The following is a 17,952-nucleotide window of genomic DNA, read 5'->3' as shown; positions in this document are numbered from 1 at the left end:
TCATCGAGAAAATGCTTTGAACTCAACAAAAAGTATCGATACATTGTTGTGGAGTTAAACTATTTTGTCTTTATGATTACAACTGCCTCATAAAGTAAAACCCTATAAGCTGTAGTAATAATCTTGTCGAAGATTTGCTGTTTCTATGTTGAGAAAACTAGTATCAAATTCTAACTATGGTGTTATGAATTAAGCAATTAATGGTAAACGATGCTTTTCTTCTATTAAATGATTAGCAGAAACTTGTCGTGCTTTTTCACTATTGCCAGCCATAATCGCTTCATATATTTGACGATGTTCATCAATACAAGTACTGCCTTCTTCCGAAGAATGAGCAATAAAGTTAACAAACATAGTTGCTAGAATATTACCAAAAGGAAGGTAAAAATCATTAGCGGTAGAATTGAAGATTAAGCTATGAAATTTCAAGTCAATTTCAGTCCATCCCTGTTGATCAAATTCTTCAGCGTCAGCAATCTCAACCATTTTCTGAAACGTTTCAGAAAGTTCAATGCGTTGTTCTGCAGAGGCATTTTTAGTCGCCAATGCACAGGCTTCTGGTTCAATTGCCTGACGCAATCCTAAGAATTGAGAACAAAATTTATCAACATCAGTTAACCCATCCATCCATTCGATTAGTTGGGAGTCAAGAAAATTCCAATAAGATCTTTCAACGACTCTAGTGCCAATTTTAGGGCGCGATTCTAGTAACCCTTTAGAGGTTAATAATTTGATTGCTTCACGCAGTGCCGTACGGCTAATTCCAAATTGACCACATAATGCGATTTCGCCTGGAATAATAGAACCTTGCGCTAGATTTCCCGACAAGATCCCACGAGCAATTTCTCGTGCAACTTGTACGTGTAGGCTACGTTTTGAGCCTGAAATATAATTAAAGTTGTTAGACATAATTTCGCTTATTTATTTTATGTTTTATAGGTTACTTATTATACCACTTCCGTGGTACTAGGAATACTAGACATGTCAATGAAACCGTGCCCTAGAGCTCAAAGGGAGGAAAATATTTAGTGTTTGTAGTATTTTATTTCAAATTATTATTGACCTAGTTTTATTGTTTCGGACATTAATGTTAGCTTAATAGTTATAATGTTGACTTTGATAACGTTTTGTTAAACAAAAGTGGCCTGAAATATGTCTTTTTTAGTGTGTTTTTGGTGCCCTATAAAGGGGCTTTATAGTTATTTTTAATAGGGGGATCTATGAATTTAAGCACTGATTATCATATTGGTACTACAGGAAAAAAGTGGACAGAAGCAGATAAAAAACAATGGTTATCGGAGCAAAAAGTACAACGGCTTTATAGCGAAGAAGTGTTAAGCGAACTTGATCCATTAAGTAAGGATTTAGAGTTGATCCAACATGGCACCTTGAAAACTTCTCAGCGCGATTATCCTTTGTTTGTTATTCAATCAAAAAATTGGCAAAAAAATAAAGACAATATTTTAGTGACAGGTGGTGTGCACGGTTATGAAACCAGTGGTATTCATGGTGCGATTCGTTTTTCAAAAACTGAAATTAAGCGTTATCAAGAACAATTTAATTTTGTTATTTTTCCCTGTATTAGCCCATGGGGTTATGAAACTATTAACCGTTGGAGTGAAAATACGATTGACCCAAATCGTTCTTTTTACAAAAATAGCCCTTCTCAAGAAGCCTCTATGATGATGGCGTATCTTAGTAAATTGAATGTTGAATTTAAAATGCACATTGATTTACACGAAACTACGGATAGTGATAATAGTGAATTTAGGCCTGCTTTAGCGACTCGAGATGCAATACATCAACATAGTTGGAATATTCCCGATGGTTTTTATTTAGTTGCAGATAGCGCTAAACCCGAAGAAAAATTTCAAAAAGCGGTCATAGATGGCGTTAAAAATGTGACTCATATTGCACCCGCTGATGATAATCAACAATTGATTGGAGTGCCTTTATCACAATTTGGTGTGATAAATTATGATGCTCGAACATTGGGTTTATGCATGGGGTTAACCGGTGCCCCCTTTGTTACAACGACCGAAGTTTATCCTGATAGTCCATTTGTTGATGATGAAAATTGTATTATTGCGCAAGTTGCGACCGTTTCTGTCGCGCTTGATTTTTTAAAATAATTACTTTATTTGTGACATTCTAAATTGATTTATTAAAATTTCATGGATGTCATTATTATTTGAAATTAGATATTTATTTGAATCTTAAGCAAGAATTAAATGTGCGTCATACTCCTTTATGAAAAAATTTGTAAAATGATTTATTTACCCTAGTGTTAGAGATCAAGTGTTTCATAAAATAGGTGATACGAATGACTTCTACGCTTAATCAGAAAAATGATATCTTAGAGCAAATATTTACTCAGCTTAAAAAGCATTTCTCAGCAAAGGATCAAAAAACACTGCAGTTATTTATTAACAGTGTTTATCGTGATGTTTCTATTGCAGATCTGACTCAAATCTCTCAAAAAAACCTTAATGGTTTGACTGTTTCGTTATGGCGAGAAGTGTTAATTCGTAAAGGTGACGTCGCTAAAATTAGAGTTTTTAATCCCGATGTTGAGCAGGATGAATGGCAATCTGCTCACACTATAATTACTGTTGTTTGTCGTAATATTCCCTTTGTTATTGATACCTTAAAGCTTGTATTGAATGAGCTTAATATTAAATTACATCGTGTTTTTTATTGTGAGATGGGCGGTGAACGAAGTAAATCTGGCAAACTATTATCGTTAAATGCAGAGTCTGCAGATGAATTAGTTCTCTACTTTGAAATAGACCATACCAGTGCTATTGAAGATCGCGAAAAAATTGAAAAAAGAATAGAAAGTGCCTTATTGGATGTCAATTTAGTTGTTGATGATTTTGGGGCTTTAAGTTCTCTTGTTCGAAAAGCTTTGAAGCAAAGTAAAAGTGATAAATTCAGTTCTCAAATAGAAGACATTGAGGAGCGAAGCAGACCTTTTTAACTTGGTTGCTAAAAGACCATTTTACTTTTATTGGTTGTGATCAATTTAGTGTCAAAGATGATTGTGTTTATTTAACAGAAAAGAGTCAGTTGGGTTTATTAAAACGATCTGATTTTTTGAAAGAGCCATTGCCTTTTGAGTTGTTCGATATCTTAAAAAAACCGTCACTTATTCACTTTAGTAAAGCTTCTCAACGCGCAATGGTGCATCGTCCTGCTTACCCCGACGTTATTTATATTAAACAATTTAATGAAGCTGGCGAATTAATTTCTGGGTATCGTTTTATCGGTTTGTACACCTCATCGGTTTATAGTGGTTCGCCTAAAAATATTCCCATTGTTGGTAATAAAATTAACAATGTTTTACAGCAATCTGGTTTTAGTCATGGAAGCCATTATTATAAGGAATTATCACAAATTCTTTATACTTTCCCCGTTGAAGATTTGCTTCTTTGTAATGAGGAAACCTTGCTTAATTATGTGGTTGAAATTTTACATGTTCAGGAGCGTAAAGAATTAAAATTGTTTATGCGTTGCGCAGGAAATAGACAGTTTGTTATTGCCACTTTGTATGTCCCAAGAGATGTTTATAGCACTGAAGTTAGGCTTACTTTTGAAGATCTAATTTCACGTACACTTGAAGTGGAAGATATTGATTTCCAAACTTATTTGAGTGAATCTAACCTTGCAAGATTACGCGTAGTATTACGTTTGAAATCCCCGTTAAATCAAGTTTTAGAAGAGCAAGCAATCCAAGAAAGAATGAAGCAATTAACACGTCGTTGGGACGATGAATTACACGATGCTTTAATCGAACAATTTGGCGAAGAAACTGGAGTGAAACTGACTCAAAAATACCAAGATGCTTTTCCTGGTAGTTATCAAGATGGGTTTAGTTCACGTGTCGCTGTGGCTGATATTGAACGTATGGAGTCATTATATAATGATAAAAATCGTTCTATGACACTGCGTTTTTACCGTTCTATTGAGCCTAACAGTAGTGAGCTTAAGTTAAAATTATTTCACCAAGATGGTGCCTTGTTACTATCAGATTTAATCCCAATTTTAGAAAATATGGGATTAAAAGTTGCGGAGGAATATCCCTATAAAGTGGCTCCAATTGGCGAGCAATCTTTCTGGTTGTATGATTTTACCTTGCTCTATTCACAAGTAAAAAACTTTGACCCAGAAGTACACAGAGAACGTTTTGCGGATGCTTTTCTATCGGTTTGGTATGAAAAAACAGACAATGATCGCTTCAATAAGTTGATCTTAGGAGCTGGTCTTAATTGGCGTGATATCAATATGTTGCGCGCTTATGCGAAATATTTAAAACAGCTACGTTTTGGTTTTAGTTTATCTTCGATTGCTAAAACATTATTAGATCATAATAAATTGGTAAAGGACATTGTCGCCTTATTTAGTATACGTTTTGATCCGACAAAACTAACTGACTTAAACAAGCAAGAAAAATTGCAACAGAAGATATTAAATGCCCTCAATGATGTTACTAATCTTAATGAAGACAGAGTGTTACGAAAATATGTTGAGCTGATCATGGCGACGGTTCGATGTAATTATTATCAGAAAATTAATGGTGATTTCCATGATTATATTAGTTTTAAATTTGACCATAATTTAATCTCAGATATCCCATTACCGCGCTTAAATTATGAGATTTTTGTTTATTCCCCTCGTGTTGAAGGCGTGCACCTTCGTGGTGGTAAAGTTGCTCGAGGTGGTTTACGTTGGTCGGATCGTGGAGAGGATTTCCGTACGGAAGTATTAGGGCTGGTTAAAGCACAACAAGTTAAAAATTCTGTGATTGTGCCAGTAGGGGCAAAGGGCGGTTTTTTTGCTAAAAAACTAACCCAAAGTATGGATCGAGAAGCTTTTATGGCGGAAGGTATTGCCTGTTATAAAGTTTTCATTAGTGCTTTATTGAGCATCACCGATAACTTAGATGCGGGTAAAGTGATACCACCACTTGATGTAGTACGTTATGACAATGACGACCCTTATTTAGTTGTAGCGGCAGATAAAGGAACAGCGACTTTTTCTGATATTGCCAATGAACTCGCAACCGATAGAAACTTTTGGTTGGATGATGCCTTTGCTTCTGGTGGAAGCAATGGCTACGATCATAAGAAAATGGGTATTACTGCACGTGGTGCTTGGATTAGTGTACAAAGACATTTCCGAGAATTGGGAATTGATGTGCAAACAAAACCAATCAGTGTCATTGGTATTGGTGATATGGCAGGTGATGTATTTGGTAACGGAATGCTTAGTTCAAAATGTATTTCATTGGTGGTCGCTTTTAATCATTTACATATTTTCATTGATCCTTTGCCGATTGATAATGAGAAGAATTTTAATGAGCGTTTACGTTTATTTGAAACCCCTAGAACCGGTTGGAATGATTATGATAAAAACCTTATCTCAGCCGGCGGAGGAGTATTTGAACGTAGTGCAAAATCTATTTCTGTGACACCTGAAATGGCGAAACGCTTTGATATATATCAGAAGCAAGTAACGCCCACTGAATTAATTACCATCTTATTAAAATCACAGGTTGATTTATTGTGGAATGGTGGCATCGGTACCTATGTGAAAAGTGCAACGGAAAGCCATAACGATGTAGGTGATAAAGCAAATGATGCGTTAAGAATTAATGGTGAAGAGTTACGTTGTCAAGTGATAGGAGAAGGTGGGAATTTAGGCTTTACACAAAGTGCACGAATCGAATATGCCTTAAATGGCGGTTATTGCTTTACCGACGCAATTGATAATGTCACGGGCGTAAACTGCTCTGATTTAGAAGTTAATATCAAGATCTTACTTGATAAATTAGTCTCTAAAGGGGATTTAACAATCAAACAACGTAATGTTTGGTTAGTGAAGATGACCGATGAAGTGGCACAGTTGGTATTAGCAAACAATTATCGCCAAGCACAGTCTATAAGTCATTCCCACCGAGATGGGCCTAAACGAATTGAAGAATTCAGACGTTTAATTATTGATTTAGAAGAAAAAGGAAAACTTAATCGTGCTTTAGAGTTTATTCCAACTGATGATGCTTTAACGGAATATAAAAGCTCTCAGAAAGGGTTAACGCGTCCAAGTATCGCGGTATTACTTTCCTATGCAAAAAATGAATTAAAAGAAGCTTTAGCGCATGAGAAAATTTCTGATGATGCCTATCTTTTAAAAGAGTCAGAAAAAATATTTCCACAGAGCTTAGTTAAACAGTACCAGAAAGAAATCTATGAGCATCCCCTAGTAACAGAAATAGTTGCTACACAGGTGAGTAATGATCTGTTTAATAGTATGGGGCCAACATTTGTTTATCGAATCATGGCCAGTACTGGTTGCTCCTTTTTAGATGTGAGTAAAGCTTGGGTTGCTTCCCGTGATATTTTCTCAATGCGAGAAACATTCAAGGCAATTGAAAGCTTAGATAATATTATTAGTAGTGAAGTGCAAAGTATCTTAAGTGATCGTTTAAAACGTATGGTAAGACACGCAACAAGATGGCTTGTTCGTAATCATCGAATGGAACTTGATACAGGTAAGTTGGTCGAATGTTATCGAGCACCACTGCAAAAGTTAGTTGCTCAATTTGATGAGTTGCTTATAGGAAGCTCTGCAAGTCAAAGAAAAGAGACCATTGAGTGCCTAGTCGCAGATAAAGTGCCAAGATCTTTAGTCGCATCGCTTGCAAGTAGTGATCAGGTTTATGCGATGTTAGGTGTTATTTCTATTGCTACTAAGGCATCTGTTGAACCACAACAGGCAATGCGAGTTTATTTCCATAGTGGTGAATCGTTAAAACTCTTCGACATAGGTAAACAACTAAATCTATTACCCGGTGATACTCATTGGCAATCTCTTGCTCGCGAAGCAATGCGTGATGATTTAGAGTGGCAACAACTGCGGATTAGTAAGGGGATTTTAGAAAAAGTCACTGAAGGGATTGATGTGGCTGATGCATATGCTGATTGGCATACAGCACACCATACACTTTCTGAGCGTTGGCAACGCATGGCGGATGCTATGTTAGTGGTGACCAATCCTGAGTTTAGTATGTGTCAGGTAGCGCTAAGAGAACTACTTGACTTGTCTCAGAGCTAATTTTACTTGCGGAATTTAGCCCGGAAAATGAAAGTGAAATAGGATCTAGAGTTGAAGTTGGTGATTTTGGAGTAACATAAAAACTTCATTTTTTCTGCGTATGCTAGAAAAATGAAGTTTTTTTATGCAAGGTGATTGTATTTATTATTGTTGTTGTCATTATATGTATTATTAAATGATTTAGTGGCAACGAAAGTAAATATTTTTAACAAAACATTACAAATGGTATTACCATTTTAAAAAAATACGAAGGTTTTGTTTAAATAGTTAACAATTGTCACGTTATTGCCTGCGTTAGATCAAACTTTGCTAGACAGATGTTAAAAAAATTGTTAATTTCCTCCTACAAAGTAAATTGGTAATACCATTTTACAATCTGATAGTGAAGGGCAACATGGCTTACGCAAAAATTAAGCAACCGAAATTAGCTGATGTAATAGAAGATCGCATTGAAAGTATGATTTTAGATGGTTCACTTGAACTAGGAGAAAAGCTACCTGCTGAGCGGGAGCTTGCCAAGCAATTTGATGTTTCGCGTCCTTCATTACGTGAGGCTATTCAACGTTTGGAATCCAAAGGATTGTTGATGCGCAGGCAAGGCGGTGGCACTTACGTAAGAGAGGCTCTACGCCAAAAATTAGCCGATCCACTTTTTGAGTTATTAGATACTCATCCAGAATCACAATATGATCTACTTGAGTTTCGCCATGCGCTAGAGGGCTTTTCTGCCTATTATGCAGCCTTACGTGGCACATCGGATGATTTTGATAAAATAAAGTCCTGTTTTGAAGCTATTGAAAATGCTCAAAGAGATAGTAACCTAGACCTTGAAATTCAAAGTGTCGCATTATTTTATTTAGCAGTTATTGAAGCCTCTCGTAATGTTGTTTTTTTGCATTTGGCGCGTGGCATTCAACCTTTATTAGAAAAGAATATCTCAGACAATGTGCGTAAACTTTATGATTATCCCGAAGTTGCTAAGAAAATTCACCATCATCGTCTGCAATTATTAGAAGCGATTCTTTCAAAGCAACCTTTAGTTGCACAAAAAGCATCTGCTCAACACCTTATTTATATTGAAGAAACACGTTCTGTGATGTTACGTGAAGAAAGTTCATTTAAACGCGAATTAGGGCGTTTTTGATTCTTGAAAATCACAAGGGTAGTTATTTAGATTACTTATTGCCACTTGGCATTAACCACTAGGTAGTGGGTGAATCTAAATAGTTGCAAATTAAACACTTAGCTTTGTAGCTAAGATACTTAAGTCTAGAAAAGGAAAGTGTCATGACTGACATCTTAAACAGTGATATTGATGCACAAGAAACTTCAGAATGGCTTTCTGCATTAGCCGACATTCTTGAAGATGAAGGTTCTGAGCGTGCGCAATTTATCCTTGAAAAAGTGATGGAAAAAGCGCGTGCAGAAGGCGTTAATTTGCCACATGGTATTAACACAAACTATGTCAATACAATACCTGCTAGCCAACAACCAGCTTACCCTGGTGATTTGAAACTTGAGCGTCGTATTCGCTCAATTATTCGTTGGAATGCAATAATGATTGTAATGCGAGCTTCTAAAAAAGATTTAGACCTAGGTGGCCATATGGCTTCTTATCAGTCTGCGACTACTTTTTATGAAGTATGTTTTAATCACTTTTTCCGTGCAAGCAAATGAAACGGATGGTGGTGATTTAGTTTATTACCAAGGTCATATCTCTCCTGGTATATATGCTCGTGCCTTTGTTGAAGGTCGTTTATCTGCAAGCACAGTTAGATAATTTCCGTCAAGAAGTGGATGGTCAAGGTCTTCCTTCATACCCGCATCCGAAATTATTACCTGAATTTTGGCAGTTCCCTACGGTTTCTATGGGTCTTGGTCCAATCACTGCTATTTATCAAGCACGTTTCTTGAAATACTTAAACGGTCGTGGTCTTAAAGATACAACTGCTCAACGTGTTTATGCTTTCCTTGGTGATGGCGAAATGGATGAGCCAGAATCTCGTGGTTCTTTATCATTTGCGTCACGTGAAAAACTAGATAATTTATGTTTCTTAGTAAACTGTAATTTACAGCGTTTAGATGGTCCTGTAATGGGTAACGGTAGCATCATTCAAGAACTTGAAGGCCTATTTACAGGTGCAGGCTGGAATGTTGTTAAAGTAATTTGGGGTAGTAACTGGGATGCCTTACTAGCAAAAGATACTTCTGGTAAATTATTACAATTAATGAATGAAACCGTTGATGGTGATTACCAAGCTTTCAAATCAAAAGATGGCGCTTATGTGCGTGAACATTTCTTTGGTAAATACCCAGAAACAGCCGCATTAGTTGCTGATATGACCGATGAAGAGGTTTTTGCTCTGAAACGTGGTGGCCATGATTCATCTAAATTGTTTGTCGCTTTCAAAAATGCTAAGGATACTATGGGTAAACCTACGGTTATTCTTGCTAAAACAGTTAAAGGTTATGGCATGGGTGTCACTGCTGAAGGTAAAAACATTGCTCACGGCGTGAAGAAAATGAATGAGTCTCACATTCAAAGTCTACGTGACCGTTTAGGTTTAGAAGATCTTATCAGTAATGAAAAAGTCGCTGAACTGCCTTACTTAACCTTAGAAGAAGGTAGTGAAGAGCATACTTATTTGCATGGTCAACGTGATGCTCTATTGGGTTACACGCCTAAACGCTCACCTGATTTCTCGGAAAAACTGCCTATCCCAGGTCTTGATAAGTTTGCGCCATTATTACAAGAGCAAAAACGTGAGATTTCTACTACCATGGCTTATGTACGTATCTTAAACGTACTATTGAAAGATAAAGGCATTGGTAAAAATATCGTGCCAATTATTTGTGATGAAGCTCGTACATTTGGTATGGAAGGTCTTTTCCGTCAAGTGGGTATTTATAACCCGGATGGCCAAGAATATACTCCAGAGGATCGCGGTGTTGTTTCTTATTATAAAGAAGCATCATCAGGTCAAGTACTTCAAGAGGGTATTAACGAATTAGGTTCAATGTCTTCATGGGTAGTCAGCTGCAACATCTTACAGCACCAATGATTTACCAATGATTCCGTTCTATATTTACTACTCTATGTTTGGTTTCCAACGTATTGGTGATATGGCATGGCTTGCAGGTGACCAACAAGCTCGTGGTTTCCTATTAGGTGCTACTGCTGGTCGTACTACACTGAATGGTGAAGGTCTACAGCATGAAGATGGCCACAGTCATATTCAAGCAAATACTATCCCTAACTGTGTTTCTTATGACCCAACATTTGCTTATGAATTAGCTGTTATTGTACAAGACGGTATTGAGCGTATGTACGGTGATAACCCTGAAAACATTTATTACTACCTAACTGTAATGAATGAAAACTACGCAATGCCAGCAATGCCAGAAGGTGCAGAAGAGGGTATTCGTAAGGGTATTTACAAACTGAAATCTTATGAAGGTGCTAATAAAGTTCAGTTATTGAGCTCAGGTACTATCATGAATGAAGTGACTAAAGTCTGCTCAAATCCTAAGTGAAGAGTACAATGTAGCTTCTGATGTTTTCTCTGTAACGTCGTTTAACGAATTAACACGTGATGGTCAAAATGTTGAACGTGACAACATGTTAAACCCTGAAGCAGAAGATAAAGTTGCATACATTACTCAGGTACTGGGTAAAGAGCCAACAATTGCCGCAACGGATTACATGAAAAACTATGCGGAGCAAGTACGTGCATTCATCCCGTCTGATACTTATAAAGTATTAGGTACTGATGGATTTGGTCGCTCAGATAGTCGTGACAATCTTCGTCGTCACTTTGAAGTGAATGCGAGTTATGTTGTTGTTGCCGCATTAAGTGAACTTGCAAAACGTGGTGATATTAAAGCATCTGTTGTAACAGAAGCGATTGCTAAGTTTGATATTGATACAAGCAAAGTTAATCCTCTGTTTGCATAAACCAACTTATGGTGAGCACAAATAAGCCTGTGCTCATTAATTAATTAGGAAATTTATTATGTCTGAATTAAAAGAATTTTTACTACCTGATATTGGTGCTGATGCAGCTGATGTTACTGATATTTTAGTCTCTGTCGGTGATGTTATCGTTGAAGATCAAGATGTGATTTCAATTGAAGGTGATAAAGCTTCAATGGATGTACCTGCCGCTTTCGGTGGTACAGTTAAAGAAATCAAAATGAGCGTTGGTGATAGCGTTTCTGAAGGTCAAGTTGTATTAGTGATTGAAGTTGCTGGTGAAGCCTCTGCTGAAGCACCAGCTGCAGCTCCTGCAGAAGAAACAGCCGAAGCGCCTGCTGAAGCGACACCAGTCAGCTGCGACACAATTAAAAGATGTTTGTGTACCTGATATCGGTGGTGATGAAGTAGAAGTTACTGAAGTACTTGTTTCTGTTGGTGATGTTATTGCTGAAGACCAAGATATTCTTTCTGTTGAAGGTGATAAAGCTTCAATGGATGTGCCAGCACCATTTGCAGGTACTGTAAAAGAAATTAAAGTTGCTTCTGGTGATAAAGTTTCTGAAGGAACACTTATTCTTATTGTTGAAGCTGAAGGTAGTGCTCCAGCGCCAGTTGCTCGCACCAGAAAAAGCGACTCCTGCACCAGTTGCGCTCCTGCCGCAAAAGTACACCTGCGCCATCTAAACCTGCTGAACCTGTTACTACAGGGCCAATTAAAGCGTCTCCATCAGTGCGCCGTTTAGCACGTGAATTTGACCTTGATTTAGCACGTATTCCAGCAACTGGTCGTAAAGGTCGTACTAGTAAAGAAGATGTTCAAAAGTTTGTTAAAGCACAATTAGCAATCGCAAAAAGCGGTGGCGGTGGTGGTTTACAAGTATTGCCTTATGCTGATATTGATTACTCTAAATTTGGTGAAATTGAAATTAAACCTCTTTCACGTATTCAGAAAATCTCTGGCCCAACATTACATCGTAACTGGGTAACTATCCCACATGTTACACAGTTTGATGAAGCAGATATCACTGAACTAGAAGCGTTCCGTAAAGAGCAAAACGCAATTGCAGACTTAAACAAGACTTAGGACTTAAAATTAGTCCTCTTGTATTTATGATGAAAGCTGTTGCAAAAGCACTTAAAGAATTCCCTAACTTTAATGCAACCTTATCAAACGATGGCGAAAATGTTATTTTGAAAAAATACATCAATATCGGTATTGCTGTTGATACACCAAACGGTCTTGTTGTACCGGTTGTTAATGACGTTATCAATAAAGGTATTTACGATATTTCTCGTGAATTAGGTGAAATTTCTCAGAAAGCACGTAAAGGTAAATTAACAGCTAAAGATATGCAGGGCGGTAGCATGAGTATCTCTAGCCTTGGCGGTATTGGTGGTACACAATTTACACCTATCGTAAATGCTCCTGAAGTGGCTATTTTAGGTGTATCAAAATCTGCAATGAAACCTGTTTGGAATGGTTCTGAATTTGCACCTCGTCTAATGGTACCACTAGCACTTTCATACGATCATCGAGTGATTGATGGTGCTGACGGTGCACGCTTTATCACAGCAATCAATAACTACTTATCTGATCTACGTACATTGATCTTATAATTATGTTAACAGGTCGGCATTTGTCGGCCTTTTATTTTGCATTTATTTAACATTTGAATAAAATATACACTTATTTAAATACTGACATGATTGATATCAAAACAGAGGTCAAAATGAGTAAAGAAATTAAAGCACAAGTTGTCGTATTAGGTTCTGGTCCTGCGGGCTATTCAGCAGCATTTCGTGCAAGCAGATTTAGGTTTAGAAACGGTTTTAGTAGAAAAATACGAAACACTTGGTGGTGTTTGCCTAAATGTTGGTTGTATCCCATCTAAAGCTTTACTTCATGTATCAAAAGTAATTGAAGAAGCAAAAGCATTATCTGAGCATGGTGTTTTGTTTGGTGAGCCATCAACAGACGTTGACAAAATTCGTATTTGGAAAGATAAAGTAGTATCTCAGTTAACTGGCGGTCTTGCTGGTATGGCTAAAATGCGTAAAGTAACTACTGTAAATGGTTGGGGACGTTTCTCTGGTGCTAACACTATTGAAGCAACTAACCGTGAAGGCGAAGTAACAACTATCACATTTGATAATGCAATCATTGTCGCCGGTTCTCGTCCAGTTAAATTACCATTTATTCCACATGATGATCCACGTGTTTGGGATTCAACAGATGCACTTGATTTGAAATCTGTTCCTAAACGTTTACTTATTTTGGGTGGTGGTATCATCGGTCTAGAAATGGGTACGGTATACAAATCACTAGGTTCTGATGTTGACGTAGTAGAGTTTGCGGATCAACTTGTTCCTGCAAGCTGATAAAGATATTGTTCAAGTTTACACTAAAAAAGTGAAAGACAAATTCAACATTATGTTATCAACTAAAGTAACTGCTGTTGATGCAAAAGAAGATGCGTTATATGTTTCTTTTGAAGGTAAAAATGCACCTGAAGGCGAAAAAGCTTACGATGCAGTATTAGTTGCTGTTGGTCGTGTGCCAAATGGTCTATCAATTGATGCAGAAAAAGCAGGCATTACGGTTACTGAGCGTGGCTTTATTGAAGTTGATAAGCAAATGCACACTAACGTACCACATATTCATGCAATCGGTGACGTAGTTGGTCAGCCAATGCTAGCACATAAAGGTGTGCATGAAGGTCATGTTGTCGCTGAAGTTATTGCGGGTAAAAATCACTTCTTTGATCCTAAAACAATTCCTTCAATCGCATACACTGAGCCAGAAATGGCATGGGTTGGTGTGACTGAAAGAGAAGCAAAAGAGCAAGGTTTAAACTTTGAAAAATCTGTTTTCCCTTGGGTCGCTTCTGGTCGTGCAATCGCTTCTGATTGTTCAGATGGTATGACTAAACTTATTTTCGATAAAGATACTCACCGTATTATTGGTGGTTCTGTTGTTGGTACTAATGCTGGTGAATTACTCGGTGAAATTGGTCTTGCAATCGAAATGGGTTGTGATGCTGAAGATATCGCATTAACTATTCATGCTCACCCAACATTACATGAGTCTGTTGGTCTAGTCGCTGAAATTTACGAAGGTTCAATTACAGACCTTCCAAATGCAAAAGCTGTTAAACGTAAAAAATAATTACATTTAATACTGCATTTAAAAATATAAAGAGCTTGTTATCCTAGTGATAACAAGCTCTTTTTTTGCTTCGAGTTTATTAGTCGCGAAGGATGAGCTTCGAGCATCGAGTTTTCTAGCTCCGAACTTCGAACCTCTAGCACCGCACTAGTCTCTATTAGTGCACTAGTCTCTATTAGTTGCCTCTCGTCGCTATTAGCTCGCCTCTAGAAGGTATGCTTGTCTCTCGTCGCTATCTCTATCTGCTCGCCTCTCGTTGCTATTTGCTAGCTTCTCGTCGCTCTTAAACGACAGCCAATAAAAAAGGGTTACTTGTTTTAGTTGATTGTGAGTTGTTCTCACTCAACCAAAACAAGTAACCCTTAAAGCCTAATATTTAGATTAAGGCTTACCTAAGAATACTTAGATGTCGATTAAAGGACTTTTACAGGTACGTCAGCAAAGTACTTAGTGCTCATTGACTCTGTTGGTGGTACAAAGTCAGTTAGGTTAATACCCGCTACTGCGCTCTTGTACTCTTCGATAGAAGGGAAGCGACCAAGCATAGTTGATAATACAACTAATGGTGTTGAACCAAGTAATGATTCACCTTTCTTCTCTGCAGTATCCGCTACAACACGACCTTGGAATAAACGTGTTGAAGTAGCAATAACCGTGTCACCTGGTTCCGCTTTTTCCTGATTACCCATACATAGGTTACATCCAGGACGTTCTAGATACATGATATTTTCGTATTTAGTACGCGCCGAACCTTTTGGATTTGCATCATCAAATTCAAAACCTGAGTATTTTTGTAAAATTTCCCAATCACCTTCAGCTTTAAGCTCATCAACAATGTTATATGTTGGTGGCGCGATAACTAATGGTGCTTTAAATTCAACTTTACCGTTTTGTTTTTCTATGTTGCGTAGCATTTGTGCGATGATTTGCATATCGCCCTTATGCACCATACATGAACCTACAAAACCTAAATCAACAGATTTGTCTGCGTAATAAGAAACAGGACGAATAACATCATGCGTATAACGCTTAGAGACATCATCGTTATTAACGTCAGGGTCAGCAATCATAGGTTCATCGATTTGGTCTAAATCAACAACTACTTCTGCGTAATATTTAGCATTATCATCTGGGGCTAGAGCTGGGTTAGTCCCTGATTTAATTTCTTCAATACGTTTGTCAGCTAGAGCTATTAAACCGTTTAGTGTTTTTGCCGCGTTCTCCATACCCTTATTGATCATGATTTGGATACGGCTCTTAGCAAGCTCAAGTGATTGAATTAATGTCTCATCTTGAGAAATACAGATAGATGCTTTTGCCTTCATTTCCGCAGACCAATCTGTAAATGTAAATGCTTGGTCAGCTAATAAAGTACCAATGTGAACTTCAATTACACGACCTTGGAAAACATTTTCCCCGCCAAACTGTTTAAGCATTTGTGCTTGTGTTGAATGAACAACATCACGGAAGTCCATGTGGTCTTTCATTTCACCTTTGAAGGTTACTTTCACTGATGTTGGAATTGGCATTGCCGCTTCACCTGTTGCTAATGCGACAGCTACCGTTCCTGAGTCGGCACCAAATGCAACACCTTTAGACATACGTGTATGTGAATCACCACCGATAATAATAGCGCGATCATCAACAGTAATATCATTCAATACTTTATGAATAACATCCGTCATTGCAGGGTAGACACCCTTAGGATCACGAGCAGTGATCAGGCCAAATTTATTCATAAAGCTCATTAATTTAGGAATATTTGCCTGTGCTTTACTATCCCAAACAGATGCTGTGTGACAACCTGACTGATAAGCACCATCTACTAATGGTGAAATAGTTGAAGCCGCCATTGCTTCTAATTCTTGGCAAGTCATTGGACCCGTTGTATCTTGAGAACCAACGATGTTTACTTTTACACGAACATCAGAACCTGCATGTAATGCGGTCTCTGAAGTAACACCAACAGCATTATTATTGAAGATTTTCTCAACGGCAGTTAGACCTTGACCCTCTATAGAAATCTCTTTTGAAAGGGCATACACAGCGGGTGTTTCTATTTCTAATGTTTCAGTCGCAAAGGTTTGTAATTTCTTACCAAATACAACGGCGTATGAACCGCCTGCTTTCATGAATTCAACTTTTTGTGGTGTAAATGCAGATGACACATCAACTAATTCTTCTTCACCATTACAAAGTTTTTGAGTTTTAGTATTAATGGTTAACAGAGTACCTGTTGCAACAGAAAATGCTTCTTCTAATACAGCATCGCCATTATCGTCAACTACAGTATTTCCATTTTCATCTACTTTTTTAACCCAGTTTTTAAGGTCAATACCAATACCACCCGTTACATCAACGGTTGTTAAGAAAATTGGAGAAATACCGTTAGTACCAGCAACAACAGGTGCAATGTTAATAAAAGGAACATAAGGACTTGCTTGCTCACCAGCCCATAATGCAACGTTGTTAACGCCTGACATACGTGATGAACCAACACCCATTGTGCCTTTTTCAGCGATTAGCATTACTTTTGCTTTAGGGTGCTTAGCTTGTAATGCTTGTATTTCTTGTTGTGCTTCAGGTGTGATCATGCATTGACCGTGTAATTCACGGTCAGCTCGAGAATGCGCTTGATGGCCAGGAGATAATAAGTCAGTAGATATATCACCTTCACCTGCAATATATGTTACTACATCAATTTTTTCTGCAATCTCAGGTAATTTGGTAAAGAATTCTGCCTGTGCATAACTTTCTAAAATTTCTTTGGCAATTGCATTACCCGCTTTAAAGGCGACTTCTAAGCGACTGGTGTCGGCTTCGTATAAAAATACCTGCGTCTTTAATACTTCTGCCGCTGACTGTGCAATCGCAGTATCTTCAGATAGTGCTAAATCAAGTAGCACTTCAATCGATTTACCCCCTTCATATGAGACAATAATTCAAAGGCAAAGGTTGGTGTGATTTCAGAAACGACACTTTCAGCTAAAATGATTTCTTTTAAAAATTCTGCTTTTACAGTGGCGAGCACCTGTTGTGCCTGGTAGGGTGTTATAGATAAAGAAGTGAAGTGAATCTTTTCTATGCTCATTATTTAAATCTTTAATTTGACTAATAATTTCTGTCAACAAATCAGCAGAATCAATTGGTAAAGGCGCTAAGCCTAACTCATTCTTACGATTTTCTATTTCTTTGATGTACTCTAAATATAGGCTCATTTGAAACTCTCTCCAGTTCTAATTTACTAATAATACTATCATTAATAGCAAGGACAAATTTATGTCCTAGTTTACCTGATTTTTAAGCGACTACTATTAATTTGGTTAAATAAGAAGTATTCATGTGATTAATGTTACATAAAAGTGATAATTATGTTGCATATGTTAAATTTGTAAATATCTAAAAGACTTTTTTAAGATGATTTTTACTATTTTGATAATTTCTATTTTACTGTTTACCATTAACCACAGGTTTATCTTTAGGCATTTTTAATTAAAAATGCCTTATAATTTAGTTTGTCAGCATAACTGTTTTTGAGAAAAAATAATATTGATAGTTCAATTAAATCAGTTTTTTATTGATTTTCAGCTAAAAAATTAACTTTTTTATGTGGAAATTATGCCATTTTTTAGGTTTTGTACTAAAATATTGATTAGTTCAATTGTTTGTTGTATTGATAAATTAAATTTTGATTGAA

General features: G+C 37.1%; 5 protein-coding genes and 4 pseudogenes. 7 read left to right on the top strand and 2 right to left on the bottom strand.

The features are described from left to right. Positions 1-189 precede the first annotated feature (189 nt). Positions 190-909 (bottom strand): FadR/GntR family transcriptional regulator, encoded by a 720-nt coding sequence (locus tag ACLKMH_RS21130; protein WP_413699834.1) that lies wholly within the window; start codon positions 907-909, stop codon positions 190-192. Between the two features lie 311 nt (positions 910-1,220). On the opposite strand from ACLKMH_RS21130, the gene ACLKMH_RS21125 reads away from it, so the two are divergent. From ACLKMH_RS21125 to lpdA, 7 genes and pseudogenes are all read left to right on the top strand, one after another. Next, positions 1,221-2,132: a M14 family metallocarboxypeptidase gene (locus ACLKMH_RS21125; RefSeq protein ID WP_413699833.1), complete on the top strand. Its 912-nt coding sequence runs from the start codon at positions 1,221-1,223 to the stop codon at positions 2,130-2,132. Between the two features lie 191 nt (positions 2,133-2,323). Beyond that, on the top strand, positions 2,324-2,980 hold the full coding sequence (locus ACLKMH_RS21120; protein WP_413699832.1) for a hypothetical protein: 657 nt from the start codon (positions 2,324-2,326) through the stop codon (positions 2,978-2,980). A gap of 5 nt (positions 2,981-2,985) precedes the next feature. After that, on the top strand, positions 2,986-7,113 hold the full coding sequence (locus tag ACLKMH_RS21115) for an NAD-glutamate dehydrogenase (RefSeq protein ID WP_413699831.1): 4,128 nt from the start codon (positions 2,986-2,988) through the stop codon (positions 7,111-7,113). A 394-nt stretch (positions 7,114-7,507) separates the two neighbouring features. Continuing rightward, positions 7,508-8,257, top strand: a complete 750-nt coding sequence (pdhR, locus tag ACLKMH_RS21110) for a pyruvate dehydrogenase complex transcriptional repressor PdhR (protein ID WP_413699830.1) — start codon at positions 7,508-7,510, stop codon at positions 8,255-8,257. Positions 8,258-8,400: 143 nt separating this feature from the next. Beyond that, positions 8,401-11,068 (top strand): annotated as a pseudogene (gene aceE, locus ACLKMH_RS21105) (pyruvate dehydrogenase (acetyl-transferring), homodimeric type). 58 nt (positions 11,069-11,126) lie between these two features. Beyond that, positions 11,127-12,706 (top strand): annotated as a pseudogene (gene aceF / locus ACLKMH_RS21100) (dihydrolipoyllysine-residue acetyltransferase). 113 nt (positions 12,707-12,819) lie between these two features. Next, positions 12,820-14,255, top strand: a pseudogene (lpdA, locus tag ACLKMH_RS21095) (dihydrolipoyl dehydrogenase). A 413-nt stretch (positions 14,256-14,668) separates the two neighbouring features. On the opposite strand, the pseudogene ACLKMH_RS21090 reads toward lpdA, so the two are convergent. Further along, positions 14,669-17,473: pseudogene (locus tag ACLKMH_RS21090) on the bottom strand (bifunctional aconitate hydratase 2/2-methylisocitrate dehydratase). Between the last annotated feature and the right edge of the window lie 479 nt (positions 17,474-17,952).

It is taken from the genome of Psychromonas sp. KJ10-10 (assembly GCF_047323245.1).
Classification (GTDB): domain Bacteria; phylum Pseudomonadota; class Gammaproteobacteria; order Enterobacterales; family Psychromonadaceae; genus Psychromonas.
This window is presented reverse-complemented; position numbering and strand designations above follow the sequence as displayed.